The 15406-nt window shown below is 61.7% G+C and carries 12 protein-coding genes and 1 pseudogene; 9 read left to right on the plus strand and 4 right to left on the minus strand.

The features are described 5' to 3' along the window. Position 1 precedes the first annotated feature (1 nt). The 3 genes from ACIPO9_RS20635 (at position 2) to ACIPO9_RS20645 (ending at position 2035) form a co-directional block, all read left to right on the plus strand. Positions 2 to 613 carry a superoxide dismutase gene (locus tag ACIPO9_RS20635; protein ID WP_400783164.1) on the plus strand — a complete coding sequence of 204 codons (612 nt, stop codon included), beginning with the start codon at positions 2 to 4 and terminating at the stop codon, positions 611 to 613. Positions 614 to 638: 25 nt separating this feature from the next. Continuing rightward, on the plus strand, positions 639 to 1526 hold the full coding sequence (locus tag ACIPO9_RS20640) for a ZIP family metal transporter (RefSeq protein WP_400608806.1): 888 nt from the start codon (positions 639 to 641) through the stop codon (positions 1524 to 1526). 167 nt (positions 1527 to 1693) lie between these two features. After that, a complete protein-coding gene (locus ACIPO9_RS20645; protein WP_274134066.1) occupies positions 1694 to 2035 on the plus strand; it encodes a zinc ribbon domain-containing protein YjdM in 342 nt (113 codons plus the stop codon). A gap of 120 nt (positions 2036 to 2155) precedes the next feature. Here the strand turns inward: ACIPO9_RS20645 and ACIPO9_RS20650 are convergent, their stop codons facing one another. From ACIPO9_RS20650 to ACIPO9_RS20665, 4 genes are read right to left on the minus strand one after another with little or no spacing between them, the layout of a single operon-like run. Next, the gene (locus ACIPO9_RS20650) at positions 2156 to 3520 is read right to left on the minus strand and encodes a heavy metal sensor histidine kinase (protein ID WP_400783167.1); all 1365 of its coding nucleotides are present in this window, start codon (positions 3518 to 3520) and stop codon (positions 2156 to 2158) included. Further along, complete coding sequence (locus tag ACIPO9_RS20655; RefSeq protein ID WP_274134005.1) at positions 3513 to 4187, minus strand: heavy metal response regulator transcription factor; 675 nt, start codon at positions 4185 to 4187, stop codon at positions 3513 to 3515. The genes ACIPO9_RS20650 and ACIPO9_RS20655 overlap by 8 nt, the downstream gene beginning before the upstream one ends. 40 nt (positions 4188 to 4227) lie before the next feature. Continuing rightward, positions 4228 to 7362 (minus strand): multidrug efflux RND transporter permease subunit, encoded by a 3135-nt coding sequence (locus ACIPO9_RS20660; protein ID WP_400783170.1) that lies wholly within the window; start codon positions 7360 to 7362, stop codon positions 4228 to 4230. Next, the gene (locus ACIPO9_RS20665) at positions 7359 to 8525 is read right to left on the minus strand and encodes an efflux RND transporter periplasmic adaptor subunit (protein WP_400783173.1); all 1167 of its coding nucleotides are present in this window, start codon (positions 8523 to 8525) and stop codon (positions 7359 to 7361) included. Before ACIPO9_RS20665 ends, ACIPO9_RS20660 begins: the two co-directional genes overlap by 4 nt. Before the next feature lie 322 nt (positions 8526 to 8847). On the opposite strand from ACIPO9_RS20665, the gene ACIPO9_RS20670 reads away from it, so the two are divergent. The 6 genes and pseudogenes from ACIPO9_RS20670 to ACIPO9_RS20695 all read left to right on the plus strand — a co-directional run bounded on the left by ACIPO9_RS20670 (position 8848) and on the right by ACIPO9_RS20695 (position 15331). Continuing rightward, positions 8848 to 9153: a hypothetical protein gene (locus ACIPO9_RS20670; RefSeq protein ID WP_400783175.1), complete on the plus strand. Its 306-nt coding sequence runs from the start codon at positions 8848 to 8850 to the stop codon at positions 9151 to 9153. A 336-nt stretch (positions 9154 to 9489) separates the two neighbouring features. Further along, a complete protein-coding gene (locus tag ACIPO9_RS20675) occupies positions 9490 to 10068 on the plus strand; it encodes a fimbrial protein (protein ID WP_400783177.1) in 579 nt (192 codons plus the stop codon). Between the two features lie 59 nt (positions 10069 to 10127). Further along, positions 10128 to 10886 (plus strand): molecular chaperone, encoded by a 759-nt coding sequence (locus ACIPO9_RS20680; RefSeq protein ID WP_400783180.1) that lies wholly within the window; start codon positions 10128 to 10130, stop codon positions 10884 to 10886. A 281-nt stretch (positions 10887 to 11167) separates the two neighbouring features. Then, positions 11168 to 13591, plus strand: a complete 2424-nt coding sequence (locus ACIPO9_RS20685) for a fimbria/pilus outer membrane usher protein (protein ID WP_400783182.1) — start codon at positions 11168 to 11170, stop codon at positions 13589 to 13591. Further along, positions 13588 to 14349 (plus strand): molecular chaperone, encoded by a 762-nt coding sequence (locus ACIPO9_RS20690; RefSeq protein ID WP_400783184.1) that lies wholly within the window; start codon positions 13588 to 13590, stop codon positions 14347 to 14349. The genes ACIPO9_RS20685 and ACIPO9_RS20690 overlap by 4 nt, the downstream gene beginning before the upstream one ends. After that, positions 14346 to 15331 (plus strand): annotated as a pseudogene (locus ACIPO9_RS20695) (fimbrial protein). The gene ACIPO9_RS20690 and the pseudogene ACIPO9_RS20695 overlap by 4 nt, the downstream one beginning before the upstream one ends. The last annotated feature ends 75 nt before the right edge of the window (positions 15332 to 15406 follow it).

Below are 15406 nucleotides of genomic sequence, written 5' to 3' on the forward strand. Positions count from 1 at the left end.
TATGCCGTATACCTTGCCTGCCTTGCCATACGCCTACGATGCCCTTGAGCCGCACATCGATGCGCAGACCATGGAAATCCATTACACCAAGCACCACCAGACCTACATCAACAACCTCAATGCCGCTGTTGACGGCACCGAGTACGCCGAGTGGCCCATCGAGAAACTGGTGGCCAGCGTCGGCCAGCTTCCTGAAAAACTGCGTCCGGCGGTGATCAACCAGGGTGGCGGTCACGCCAACCACTCGCTGTTCTGGGAAGTGATGAGCCCTAAAGGCGGCGGTCTGCCAACGGGTGCACTGGCCAAGGCCATTGATGAGCAACTGGGCGGCATCGAAGCGTTCAAGGACGCCTTCACCAAGGCTGCGCTGACCCGTTTCGGCAGCGGCTGGGCCTGGCTGAGCGTCACCCCCCAGAAGACACTCGTGGTGGAAAGCAGCGGCAACCAGGACAGCCCGCTGATGAACGGCAACACGCCGATCCTCGGCCTGGACGTCTGGGAGCACGCCTACTACCTGCGCTACCAGAACCGTCGCCCGGAATACATCGCCGCCTTCTACAACGTCGTCAACTGGGACGAAGTGGCCAAGCGTTACAGCGCTGCGATTTCTTGAATTCACAACAATAAGCAGGCGATCTATGCGCTCGGAATTCCTCACTATCGGCAGCGTCAGGCTGTTGCGTCTGGCCTTGGGTTCATTTTTGCTGTTGGCCGGCACAGGGCTGCTGATTGCCCAGGGTTTGTCCTGGTTGAGCCTGGAACCCAGGATGCTTCGAGCGCTGGAAGGCGGTGCAATGTGCGCCTTGGGCACGGCCCTGGGCGCGGTGCCGGTGCTGGTGATCCGCGGGATGCCGGTGGCGGTGTCCGACGCATTGCTGGGGTTCGGCGCGGGCATCATGCTCGCCGCCACGGCCTTTTCCCTGATCGTGCCGGGCCTGGGCGCTGCCCAAGGCCTGGGCTTGACCCCATGGGGCGCAGGTGCGCTGGTCAGTGCCGGCATTCTGGCTGGCGCCGTGGGGCTGTTCATCGTCGACACCCTGGTGTCTCAGGGGCCGCACTTATCGGACGTGGCCGAAAAACCGGCCATTCCCTCGAATATCTGGCTGTTTGTCATCGCCATCATTGCCCACAACATCCCGGAAGGCATGGCGGTGGGCGTGTCGGCGGGCGGCGGCCTGGCCCACGCTGACAGCCTGGCGATGGGTATCGCCTTGCAGGACGTGCCCGAAGGGCTGGTGATTGCGCTGGTGCTGGCGGCGGCGGGCATGTCCCGGCTCAACGCCTTTCTGATCGGAGCTGCCTCCGGGCTGGTGGAGCCGGTGTTTGCCGTACTGTGCGCCTGGCTCGTTGAAGTCGCTGCGATGTTACTGCCGGTGGGCCTGGCGCTGGCGGCCGGTGCGATGTTGTTGGTGGTGGTGCACGAAATCATCCCCGAGTCCCGCCGCAACGGCCACGACAAGATCGCCAGCTTCGGGCTGCTGGTGGGGTTCTGCCTGATGATGGTGATGGATACCGCGCTCGCATAGTATTCACGACCCTGTAGGAGCGCGCTTGCCCGCGACAGCGGTGTGTCAGTCACCACGACGGATACAGACATGGCGCCGTCGCGGGCAAGCTCACTCCTACAGGGTTTGCGTCTCAGGTAAGAAAAACCCTTATAATCGCGCGCCTATTCCATTGTGATGCGAGATCCATCGTGAGCTTACCGCCGTGCCCCAAATGCAATTCCGAGTACACCTACGAAGACGGCGCCCAGCTCGTCTGCCCGGAATGCGCCCATGAGTGGTCCGCCAACGGCGCGGCTGACGCGGACGATGATGTGAAAATCATCAAGGATGCGGTGGGCAACACGCTGCAGGACGGCGACACGGTGACCGTCATCAAGGACCTGAAGGTCAAGGGCTCATCCCTGGTGGTCAAGGTCGGCACCAAGGTCAAGAACATCCGCCTGGTCGATGGCGACCACGACATCGATTGCAAGATCGACGGGATTGGCGCGATGAAGCTCAAGTCCGAGTTCGTGAAGAAGGGCTGACCGTCACGAACGTTGTAGGAGCGCGCTTGCCCGCGACCGCGGTGTGCCAGTCACCACGATCGGTACAGACACACCGCGGTCGCGGGCAAGCGCGCTCCTACAACGGGATTCCATATCCCCTCAAATCGGCAGGTTGATCCCGAAGGTATTCACGCCCTGTTCGCTGCGGGCGAAGACCGTGCCGCCGTGCATCAGCGCAATGGCCTTGACGATCGCCAGTCCCAGCCCGTGATTCCCCCCGCTGTTGGTGCGTGAAGCATCGACCCGGTAAAAGCGTTCGAACAGCTTGGGCAGGTGCTCGCCGGAAATCTGCGCGCCGGGGTTGGCGACGCCGATGCTCACATGATGACCTTCGTCGCTGATGTCCACATGGATGGTCTGCCCAGGCGAAGTGTGCTGCACGGCGTTGTGCACCAGATTGATCAGCGCACGTCGCAAGTGCGCTTTCTCGATGGGTGCACAGGCGTCGCCCCGGACCTCGACCTGTACCTGTGCGTCTTCCAGAATGAAATCCAGGTAATCCAGGGTTTTCGCCACTTCCCCGGCCAGGGATGCCTGGGTCAGTTCCGTGGCCTTGCTGCCCTGATCGGCGCTGGCCAGGAACAGCATGTCGTTGATGATCGAGCGCAGCCGTTCCAGTTCTTCCAGGTTCGATTGCAGCACTTCGAAATAATGCTCCGCCGAACGTCCCCGCGTCAGCGCCACCTGGGTCTGGCCGATCAGGTTGGTCAGCGGCGAGCGCAGTTCGTGGGCGACGTCGGCGTTGAACCCCTCCAGTCGCGCATAGGCCTGCTCGACCCGCTCCAGCGTCGAGTTGAACGAGGTGACGAACTGGTCCAGTTCAGGCGGCAGTGCAGACAACTGCAAACGCCCGGACAGCCGGGGAGGCGCCAGTTTGCGCGCTTCCAGCGACAGGGCGTACAGCGGCTTCAGACCGATCCGCGTCACCCAGTAACCCAATGCCGACGCCAGCGCAATGCCAATCGCCGCCAGGCTGATGAGCGCGATCAACAGCGAGTGCTGGGCTTGCCGGAACGTCTCGGTGTCAATGGCGGTAAGGAATCGCAGGGGCGGACGCTGATCCTTGGCCGGGAATTCACTGACCAGCACCTTGAACGGATAATCGTGATCGCTCAGGGAAAGGTCGCGCATGCCCAATGGCCCACGGGCGAATTCGCGGATAGCAGGGCCGGGGTTACCGAACTCGTAAGAGGGATTGTCGCTGACCACCCAGAATCGCAACCGCTTGTCTTCCTCGCTGAGCAGCTTGAGCTTGGTGCTGAGTTTGCCCCAATGCTCAAGATCACCGAAACGCTGCACCTGTGATTCCAGCACGCTGTAACGGGCATCGACTTCAGCCTGAGGCAGCAACCCAAGGTTCTTGCCCACCTGCAGGTAGAGCGCCCAGCCGATCAGCAGGAACACCAGCAGCGCCACCATGGCGAACAGGCCGGACAGGCGCAGGGCGATGGAGTTGCTAGACACGACGGCTCTCCAGCACATACCCCATGCCGCGGATGGTGTGCAGCAGTTTCTGTTCGAACGGGCCGTCGAGCTTGGCCCGCAGGCGCTTGATCGCCACCTCGACCACGTTGGCGTCACTGTCGAAATTGATGTCCCAGACCATCTCGGCAATCGAGGTTTTCGAGAGGATTTCCCCGTGTCGCCGCGCCAGCACGCTGAGCAGCGAAAACTCCTTGGCGGTCAGGTCCAGACGAGCGCCCGCGCGGGTGGCCTTGCGGCTGATCAGGTCGATCCACAGGTCGGCGATGCTGATCTGCACCGGCTCGTGGCCGCCGCTGCGGCGGGTCAGGGCCTGCAGGCGCGCCACCAGTTCCAGGAATGAGAACGGCTTGCCCAGGTAGTCGTCGGCGCCCTCGCGCAGGCCGCGAATACGGTCGTCGACGTTTTCCCGCGCGGTGAGCATGATCACCGGTGTCTGCTTGCGCGCGCGCAGGGCCCGCAGGACGCCATAGCCGTCCAGGCCGGGCAGCATGACGTCGAGGATGATCACCCCGTACTCGCCTTCCAGCGCCATGTGCAGGCCTTCGATGCCGTCGCGCGCGACATCGGTGGTGTAACCCTGTTCGGTGAGGCCGCGATGCAGGTAGTCGGCGGTCTTCTCTTCGTCTTCGATAATCAGGACACGCATGGGTGCACTCTCAATTCTCTGGTGCTCACTTCTCTGATGCTCACTTTTCAGTCACCAGCAGGGCGGCAGGCTTCTTGCCGGCTGAGGGCGCTGTCGGGGTGGCGGTCGGGTGCCTGCGATGGAAAATCCGCTCCAGTTGCAGGTAAATGACCGGCGTCGTGAACAGCGTCAGTGCCTGGCTCACCAGCAATCCGCCCACCACCGCAATCCCCAGTGGCTGACGCAACTCTGCCCCCACACCATAGCCGAGCATCAGCGGCAAGGCACCGAGCAATGCCGCCAGAGTGGTCATGATGATCGGGCGGAAGCGCGTCAGGCACGCCTCGTAAATCGCATCCTGTGGCGACAGGCCGCGATGGCGCTGACCCTCCAGGGCAAAGTCCACCAGCAGGATGCCGTTCTTCTTGACGATGCCGATCAGCAACACGATACCGATCAGACCCATGATCGAGAAATCCTGGCCCATCAGCCACAGCAGCAACAGCGCGCCGATACCGGCCGAGGGCAAGGTGGAGATGATCGTCAGTGGGTGCACGAAGCTTTCGTACAGCACGCCCAGAATGATGTACACCGCCACCAGTGCCGCGAGGATCAGCCACGGCTGGTTGGCCAGCGAACTCTGGAAGGCCTGGGCCGCGCCCTGGAAGTTGCCGATGATCGAGGCCGGCATGCCGATCTCGTTCTTGGCCTGATCGAGCAACTGCACCGCATCGCCCAGAGCCACGCCTGCCGACAGGTTGAACGACAGGTTGGCCGCCGGGAACATGCCGTCGTGGCTGATCGACAGCGGCCCCATCTTCGGCGCGCCGACCTTGGCCAGTGCCGACAGCGGCACCATCTCGTTGGTCAGCGGCGAGCGCAGGTAGAAGTAGTTCAGGCTCTCGGCCTTGCCGCGTTGCGACGGGTCGAGTTCGAGAATGACTTTGTACTGGTTGATGTCGGTCTGGTATTCGTTGATCTGCCGCTGGCCGAAGGCGTCGTACAGCGCCTGGTCGACGTCAGAGGTGGTCAGCCCGAAGCGCGCGGCGGCGCTGCGGTCGATGTCCAGGTGAGTCACGCTGCCGCCCAGTTGCAGGTCGTTGGACAGGTCACGGAAGGCCGGGATGGTCTTGAGTTTTTCCGTGAGCTTTTGTGTCCACTCGTTGAGCAGGGCGCCGTTGTTGCTCTTGAGCACGTACTGATACTGGGCGCGACTTGGGCCGGAACTGAGGTTGATGTCTTGCCCGGCCCGCAGGTACAAGACGATGCCGGGAATCTTCGCAAGCTTGGGCCTGATCCGGTCGATGAACTGGCTGGCGGTAACGTCGCGGTCGCCACGGTCTTTCAGCGCGATCCACACGCGGCCGTTGGCGATGGTCTGGTTGCTGCCGCTCACGCCCACCGAGTGCGAGAAGGCTTTGACGGCCGGGTCCTCGCCGATGATCTTCGCCAGTTGCTTGTGCTTCTCGACCATGTCCGGGTAGGAAATATCGGCAGCCGCCTCACTGGTACCCAGCACCATGCCGGTGTCCTGCACGGGGAAGAAACCCTTGGGAATCAGCACGTAGCCGGCCACCGCCAGCACCAAAGTCAGACCGAAAACGCCCAGCATCAGGCGTTGATGGGCCAGGGCGTAACGCACGCCACGGGCATAACGGGCGAGCAGTTTTTCGCCAAAGCCCGGCTTGGCGTGGGCATCGTGCTTGGGTGCGCGCATGAACAGCGCGGCCAGGGTCGGCGCCAGGGTCAGCGAAACGACCACCGAGATCAGAATCGTCGAGGTCGCCGTCAGTGCGAACTCCTTGAACAGCCTCCCGACCACACCGCCCATGAACAGCAGCGGAATGAACGCCGCCACCAGCGAGAAGCTGATCGACACCACGGTAAAGCCGATCTCGCCCGCGCCCTTGATGGCCGCGTCGCGCATGCTTTCGCCGGCTTCCAGGTGTCGGTGGATGTTCTCCACCACCACGATGGCGTCGTCGACCACAAAGCCGACGGCCACCACAATCGCTACAAGCGTCAGGTTGTTCAGGCTGAAGCCCAGCACATACATCAGGGCGAAACTGGCGACCAGCGACACCCCCAGCACGGCGGTCACGATCAGGGTTGCCGAAAGCTGGCGCAGGAACAGCGCCATGACCGCAATCACCAGCCCGATGGCGATCAGCAGGGTCATTTCCACTTCATGCAGCGAGGCGCGAATGGTTTTGGTGCGATCGCTGAGCACCGAGACATCCACCGAGGCCGGGAGCATTTCCTGCAAGCGTGGCAATTCGCCCAGTACGCGGTCCACGGTCTCGACGATGTTGGCGCCGGGCTGGCGGAACACCACGATGTTCACGCCCTGCTGATCGCCGGACCAGGCGTTGACGTAGGCGTTTTCCGAGCCGTCGATGACCTTCGCCACATCACGCAGGTGAACGGGGGCGCCGTCCTTGTAGGAAACGATCAACTGATCGTAGTCCTTGGCCTGGAACAACTGGTCGTTGGAGGCCAGGGTGGAGACACTGTCCTTGCCGTACAGCGCACCCTTGGCCAGGTTGAGGCTGGTCTGCTGCAACGCGCCGCGCAGGTCGGCGAGGGTCAGTCCGATGGAAGCGAGTTTTTCCGGCGCCGCCTGCACGCGAATCGCCGGGCGCCGCTGACCGGTAATCGCGACCTGGCCTACACCGTTGATCTGGCTCAGCTGACGGGCCAGCAGGGATTCGGTGACGTCACTCAGCTCCGTGGCCGGCATCAGATTGGAACTGACGCTGAGGATCAGTACCGGGCTGTCCGCCGGGTTGACCTTGCGCCAGGTCGGCGCGGTCGGAAGATCTGCGGGCAGTCGGCCCGAGGCGGTGTTGATCGCGGCCTGAACCTCCTGCGCTGCGGTGTCGATGCTCTTGTTCAGCACGAATTGCAGGGTCAGGTTGGTCGAGCCAAGGGCGCTGCTGGACGTCATCTGGGTCATGCCGGGGATGGCGCTGAACTGCACTTCAAGCGGCGTCGCCACCGATGAGGCCATGGTCTCCGGGCTGGCGCCGGGCAAGGTGGCGCTGACCTGAATGGTCGGAAATTCCGCCTCGGGCAACGGCGCCACCGGCAGGCGAGGAAAGGCGATGCAACCCAGCAGCACGAGGGCGAAGGTCAGCAGCACGGTGGCAATCGGGTGATTTACACACCAGGCGGAAATCGAGCCATGGCCTTTCATTTGGAGGCCTCGGCGGTGCTGGCATCGGCCAGGGTATCAACATCGCCCGGCTTGACCACTTCGATGTGCGCGCCGTTCTTCAGGCGCGACTGACCATCACTGACCAGTACGTCGTTGGCGCTGACGCCGCTGATCAGCATCAGGTCGCTGTCCTGGTACAGCACTTTGACCGGCACCACTTCGACCTTGTCGCCTTTGACCCGGTAAACGAAATGCTGATCGATGCCACGCTGCACCACTTGCGGCGGGACCTTGAGCGCACCACGGTCAATTGCCGTCTGAATCCGTACGCTGACCAACTGGCCGGGCCAGAGTTTTTCGGCGGCGTTATCGAATACTGCCTTGGCGCGGATGGTGCCGGTGGTGGCCGCGACCTGGTTGTCGATCAACGTCAACGTGCCTTCGCCCAGCGGCGCGCCATTGCCTGCTTCGCCCACATAGGCGTTGACCTTGGCCGGTGCAGGGGAGGCGAGCAAGTCGTGCAGGGTGGGGAGCATTTGCTGTGGCAGGGAAAACTCCACGGATATCGGGTCAATCTGGGTCACTGAAAACAGCCCCGTCGCATCGCTGACGCGCAGGAAGTTGCCCTCATCGACATTGCGAATGCCGACGCGGCCCGTCACCGGCGAGCGAATCTGGGTGTAGGACAGTTGCACCTGCGATGCGTTGATCGACGCCTGGTTACCCTGCACCGTGGCCTTGAGCTGATTGACCAGCGCCTGTTGCTGGTCGTATTGCTGTTTGGAGATGCTGTTGTCGACAGTCAGCAGCTTGTAGCGATTGAGGTCCACTTGTGCCACGTCCAGTTGCGCCTGGCTCTGGCTCAATTGCGCCTTGGTCTGTTCCAGGGCTGCGCGAATGGCGCGGTCATCGATGGTGGCCAGCAGATCCCCGGCCTTGACCTGTTGCCCTTCCTTGACCAGCAGCCTGGTCAGGATGCCATCCACCTGGGTACGAATCACCACGCTTTGCAGCGACAGCACCGAGCCGATGCCGGTCACGTAGCGCGGCACGTCCTTCTGCTCGACATGAATCACCTGAACCGGCACTGCGGCCGGAGCGCTGACTTTCTTCTCGGCGGGGCGGGTCGCCATCCAGATACCCACTGCGATGAGTGCGAGTAACGCAGTGACGGCCATCACGGATTTTCTTTGTTTGTGCATACAGGGAAAACGCCAGCAGAGAGGTGGAAACCGGAGAATCGAGAGCCTCCTTTATAAACCCTGGACCCGGTCAGCAAAATGACTGCTACCTGTCAATATTGTCAGGTGAACAAGAGCAGAGGATGGAGGTGCATAAAGAAAGGGCGAGGGAGGGCGATACAAAGGAAAGGCCGCAGGATTCCAGCGGGGCAGATGCCACTGATAGTGAAAAATCCTACAAGTGATATCGCGCTTTCTGGTCGACCTTTCCCAACTCGACTTAACTGCTACTTACCAGTCTTCACTGCGGAGTATGGCGATGAGAACTAAAAAGACAGCTTCTGTGTTTTTTTCAATCGCATTTGTCGGGGCCGGTGTGCTCGCCTCGCCCTTGTCCTGGGCGGCTGGCAACGCCCTGATGTTCCATGGAGGACTTGTCAACGCCGCCTGCGAAACCCGGGTTGCCGATCCTGGCGATTCGTCTTCGCAGCTCCGACCGCTCAAGGTCAATGCGAACCTGACCCTGCGCCTGGTCAGCCATGACGACGCCTGCGGTAAAGCCGCATTGCCACTTTCGGTCGCTTACGCAGAGCGCACTTCGATCACCACCGACGCCCATGGCACCCTCGTCACTCTGACCTACCAGTAACGCTCCCGCGACGCGCATCGACCTGCGCACAAAACCGCCTCGACCGCCCCAGGTTCAGGCGGTTTTTTTGTGTCCGAACAAAGGCTTAAGTCGTTCGCTGCCTACAGATGAGCTGCAGAACCTGGCTGACCCTTTTTTTGTAGGGTTTTGTCCAATGCCACGCCGCTTGTGGGCTGTAGGGCATGCCGAGCATGTCCTACGGAAATTCCTTACATGCACCACTGACGTTTCTGCAGGCACAAGGTAGATAGCCTGACATCCGCGAATTGGCCCGCCGCTTATAGTTTCTCTCGTCCTTTGGGGCACACACGAATTGACACAAGGAACGTTGTTAACATGAAGAAACTATCTGTATTTCTGGCCGTCATGGCCGCAGTAGGTCTGAGCGCGGCAACTACCGCCAACGCTGCAAACAATGGAAAGCTGATGTTCAAGGGCACGCTGACCGCCACCACTTGCGAGGTCTTGCCGGGTGCCGGAACAGGGGGAGGGGCGGCCGGTGAGATCAACGTCGATCTGGGCAACGTGTCGTTCAGAGACATTGGCACCTTCGCACAAGGCAACCTCTCAACCAAGGAAGACATCCAGCTGCTGGTCACTTGCAACGGCGGCGGCCAACCCGACTCGGTGAAGATGCGCCTGGTGGCGAGCCAGGGCAGCGGCCTCGATCTTCAGGAGCCCAAGCTGCTTCGCACCAGCGGCGACGCCAAAGGTGTGGGTATCGGCTTGATCAACTCGAACTCTCAATTGATGAGCTTGAACGGGAACGAAACCATTGACGCGGACTTCGTGCCTGACGGCCTGGGAAATTCGACTGCCACGCTCGATTTCGCTGCCGTGTACGTGCTCAACAATGTGAACACTGTACCGGGGTCCGCCGATGGCTACCTTCCGTTCGTGATGGACTATCAGTAACGAGGAGGTGGGGCGAGCGATGTTCGCCCCACCTGCTTTGCATTCGAGGCGATCAGCGCATGTTCTTCAAACACTTTCGTCGCGTGGCTTTCTGGTTTTGGCCAGGTTTCGCGATGATGTTGGCGACACCTTCGCAGGCCGGCATCGTGCTCGGTACGACGCGGGTGATCCTTCCGGCACCCGACAAGGAAGCCGCTCTGATGGTGCGTAACACCGGTGCGGGCGACATTCTGGCTCAATCATGGATCGAGGCTGAGGGCGACACCGCTGCCTCAGGCAGCCTGCCGTTCGCCGTCACGCCGCCACTGGCAAGAATGTCCGGGGACGGCAGGCAGCTCGTCAGGATCATCTATTCCGGAGAAGGCCTGCCAAAAGATCGCGAGTCGGTATTCTGGGTCAACGTTCAGGAAATACCGCAGACCGGTAAGGAAAACCAGTTGCAGATTGCGATCCGGCAGCGCATCAAGCTGTTCTATCGCCCCATGGGCCTCGCTGCCGATCCGCTGAAGGCTGCCGAGGCGTTGCAATGGCAAGTGCGCGACGGGGTTCTCGAGGTCAGCAACCCGGGCCCTTTCCACGTCTCCATGATAATGCTGGAGGCCCGCCGCAACGGCCAGTTGCTGCTCCAGGAAGACGGCCGGATGCTGGGTCCCATGCAACGGCTGCAACTACCGTTGAGTTCATCTGGCAAGCCCGGGGCACTGGAGCTTGCCTTCGTCAGCATCAACGATTACGGGGCGCAAGAGCCCTATCGCGCCAGAGTTTCCTCCGAGCGAGTCGTGCAGGCCAGCAAGGTCGAACAACGTTCTGACGAGTAATCCGTCAGATTTTTCGTTGCCCATTTTTCAAGTCGGATCAACACCCGGCTTCAGCGTCGCACGCCTGCGCAAAGGACTGGGCAGTGTGTCGACACTCAGTACACGAGTGAAATCAGCTAATGGAACGGCGACACAAGAACACCAGAGGATGCAGTCCAAAAACTATCCTGGCGATTCACCCCCAGGGAAGAACAGGAAGGGGCAAGCCATACGGACCCAAGCCACTGTCATCCTGCGTCATAGCCACCGCCGCCTGGGTGATCGGCTCCAGCTCAGTGGCCATGGCCGATGTCGGGACCGAGGGCGCTGGCCGTCCCAAGGCTAAATTCAACGCGGCTTTCATCCAAGGAACTGACCAGCCGCCTGAACTCAACAGCTTTCTTGAAGGAAACGGCGTAGTGCCCGGCAGCTATCGGGTGGATATATACGTCAACGGCAAGTTGAGTGGTCGGCGCGATGTCACCTTCGTTGCGAACCCGGTCAAGGGGACGGTCGATGCCTGCCTGACGCTGGACACGTTGCAGCAGTTGGGCATGGACATCAGCCAGTTGGATACAAGCGAGATGCAGTCGGGCCAGTGCTTCGATCTGGCAGCGAATGTCGAGTTCGCCCATGTCGAATACCAGCCCGCCAGCCTTCGGCTGAAAATCAGCATTCCACAGGCGATGATGTCGCGCATGAGCCGAGGCTACCTGGCCCCCGAGCTGTGGGACGAGGGACTGACCGCCGGTTTCGTCAACTACAGTTTCAGTGGTGCGCGGCGCACCGTGGGCAGCCAGACCCGGGATCAGTATTACCTTGGCCTGCGCAACGGTGTGAACCTGGGGGCCTGGCGTCTGCGCAACGAATCTTCGCTGGTATATGGCGACGATCAGCCTTATCGATTTCGCAGCAATCGTACCTTTCTTCAGCGTGACATCACCTCGCTGAAGAGCCAGTTGGCGCTGGGCGAGACGTACACCGATTCCCAGGTCTTCGACAGTGTGCGGTTTCTGGGGGCGACGCTGGCGTCCGACGACGGCATGTTGCCAGACAGCGAGCGCATCTATGCCCCGGTCATCCGGGGCATCGCCGAAACCAACGCGACGGTGGAGGTTCGGCAGAACGGTTTCATGTTGTACAGCGGCAACGTCTCACCAGGGCCGTTCGAGATCACCGATATCTACCCCAGCGGTTCCAACGGTGATCTGGAAATCACCGTGATCGAAGCGGACGGCCGCAGGCGTCTTTTCGTCCAGACCTACTCATCCTTGCCCATCATGTTACCGAAGGGGGCATTGCGCTACAGCCTGGCGGGGGGGCAGTACGACAGCTATCAGGAGGGTGGCCAGAGGCCCAGCTTCGGCAGTGCCACGCTCATTTACGGGCTGACCGAGCGCGTGACCGCAATGGGGGGTGGGCAGCTGGCGGAGGATTTTGAGGCCGGTAACATTGGTGCGGGCATCAACACCGGGCTGGGGGCTGCTTCGCTGGATCTGACCCAGTCGGTCAGCCGCCAGCGCCAGCAGACTCGCAGCGGGCAAAGTATACGGCTGCGATATGCCAACACTCTGGACCTGACCAACACGACCCTGGCCGTGGCTGGTTATCGATACTCCACCGACCAGTACCGCACGCTCGATGAACACGTCGAAGAGTTGAACCTGCGTGACAGGGCGGGAATCGGCCAGGCCAAAGACCGGTACGAAATCAACCTCACGCAAGCTTTCTCCGAGCATTCGGCGTCGCTGAGCATTACCGGATCCGAGCAGCGTTACTGGAGTCAGAGCGGCAAGGTGCGACAGCTCTATGTGTCCTGGAACGCAGCCTGGCGAAGCCTGAGTTACGGGCTTTCGCTGGAGCGCAACCAGACGTTCGAGCGTGACGGCCAGAGCCAGAGTGATAACCGGGTAGCCCTGACCTTGAGCCTGCCGCTGGGAGACAGCCCGGGATCGTCACGGGCGTTTTTCAATGGCGTGCGCGACAGTTCCGGCGACTATGACATGCAGGCGGGTCTCAACGGACAGGTGCTGGAGGACCGCAATTCGTTCTATTCGGTGCAGGCTGCACATGACAGTCGCTCGGGCTCCGCAGGTTTCGGCAAGCTGAGCACTGCAACTCCCTATGGCCGCTTCGATGCCGGCTATGGACAAGGCAGCGATTACCACGCCTTCAACATCGGTGCTTCGGGGTCCGTGGTTGCCCACGGGGGCGGGGTGAACTTCGGCCAGGCGCTGGGCGACACCTTCGCCCTGGTACAGGTCAAGGGCGTTCCCGATGCGCGTGTTTCCAGCACCAGCAATGTCAAAACCGGTAGCAACGGGTACGCGATCGTGCCTTACGCCCAGCCTTATCACGCCAACTGGATCAGCCTGGACACTCGTCAACTGAGCGCCGATGTCGAGCTTGAAACCGCAGTGATCCAGGTCGTGCCGCGTCGTGGCGCGGTGGCCCTGGCCCGCTTCGATGCGTCCGTGGGACGGCGAGTGCAATTCGAACTGGTTCAGGCCGATGGCAGTCGCTTGCCTCTTGGCGCCGTGGTCGAGGACGCGAAGGGCAAGGTGCTGGCCGCCGTCGATCCCACCAGTCACGCGCTGGTCATGAGCGAGCAGGACAGTGGCGATTTGATCGTCAAGTGGGCGGATCAACACTGCCGGGCATCATTCGACCTTCCCCCACGAGATCCCCAGCGCGCCTTCGACCGGGCCAGGGTGGTCTGCCAATGAAGTGGATAAGCATGCTGTGGGCAGTGGCTGCGGTCATCAGTGAACAGGCGCAGGGAGTGGTGTCACTCACTGGCACACGGCTGGTGTTCGATGGACGGTTTCATGAGACCAGCATCGAAATCACCAACCAGGACCCGACCCAGGCGCTGGTCCAGGCCTGGCTCACCAGCGCCCGGGGCCAGGATGACAGGTCCGAGCACCTGCCCTTTGTGGTCACCCCGCACCTTGTGCAATTGCCGCCGCAAGGCCGGCACATGCTGCGCATCCTGTACGAAGGCGTCGGCATGCCTTCGGACCGCGAGTCCTTGTTGCATCTGTATGTGCTGCAAGTGCCACGGCGCATCGAGGGGCGCCAGCAACTGAACATCGCCGTGCGCCAGCGGATCAATGTGTTCTATCGCCCGGTGGGGCTGTCGGGCGATCCGGCCGATGCCGCGCAGGCACTGACGTGGCAATGGTCGCAGTCGAATCGCCCGGCGCTCGAAGTGCGCAACCCCACGCCTTTTCATGTCTCGCTGCACAACCTGTCGATCAGCGGCCTGGCGCTCAGGGAGGATCTGATGATCGCGCCCTTTGCCCAACACCGCCTGCCTCTGCCTGCGGGCACGCCTGCTACGCCAGGCCCGTTGAGTTTCACCGCACTGACCGACTACGGCGGGTCGCGCCCGTTCTGCGCGCAGCCTGAGCCCGATGCCCCGTTCAATGCCCGCCCCGGGATGGCGGGCGCCCCATCACCCATAGGGAAATGCCGACCATGACGACCTTATCCATCAAACGCTGGTGCCCGACCTTCCTGCTGGCGCTGTTCCTGCCCCAGGCGGGCATGGCCATGACGTGCAAGACCCAGGGCGCAGGCGAAACGGTGGTTCGCGCCGATTTGAGCAGCAGCGTCGCGATCCCTGCCACCTTGCCCAACGGCAGCGTGGTGTGGCGTTCCGAACGCCTGAATCTTGCGGTCGAGTGCGCCAGGGACAAGCCGGGTGCCGCCGAAGACGTGTTCGTGTACCTCAACCCGGAAAACCTGGAAATCGGGCAGGGGATTCGCGCCGGGGTTACCCTCAACGGCAGCGATTACCTGCAGAGCAATGGCCGAATTCCGGTGCAGCAGGTGCTTCCCGCCTGCACTGACCTGATCTTGCGGCTTGCCCCAAGGCCACATTCAGCCTGCCGTTCACGGTGTTCATCCAGAAACACGGGCCTACGCCACCGTCCGGCAGCGCAAGCAACCTGCTGGATTACCGCATGTTTCAGATCGACAGCGGCAATGGTATGAATCCGGCACCGGAAAACAACCTCAACTACGTCATCAACAACCTGAGCGGGCTGCGCTTTGTTGCATGCAGCGCCGAGTTGCGGGTGATGCCGGAAACGGTGGAGTTCGGCGACGTGCTCATTCGCAATGTGCGAGTGGGGGAGGTGGCGACCTTCGAGCGATTCGCCCTGGCGACCAGCCGGATCTGCGACTCACCGTTCAGCCTGAATGCGCGGTTCACGCCGGTATCTGGCACTTTGTCGGGGGATCAACTGGTGCCGGTGAACAACGACAGCATAGGCATCCGCATCACCAACGCCCGCACTAACGTGCCACTGCGTTTCAACGAGCCGTTTCATGCCACAGATCTCTTGGGCGAAAACTATTCGGCCACTGCGGACCTGAACGCCGAACTGATCTGGCGCAAGAGCGAGCCGACCCCTGGCCCGTTCTCGGCAGAAGTCATGGTGGACCTGTTCTACAAATAGCCGTTGCTCGGTTGTCACAGGCGTCGGATCGGGGTTTGAGGTATGCTGCGCGGCTTGCGGGCGCAGCCTGCCAAA

The organism is Pseudomonas sp. NPDC090203, assembly GCF_044746765.1.
GTDB classification, from domain to species: Bacteria; Pseudomonadota; Gammaproteobacteria; order Pseudomonadales; family Pseudomonadaceae; genus Aquipseudomonas; species Aquipseudomonas putida_AD.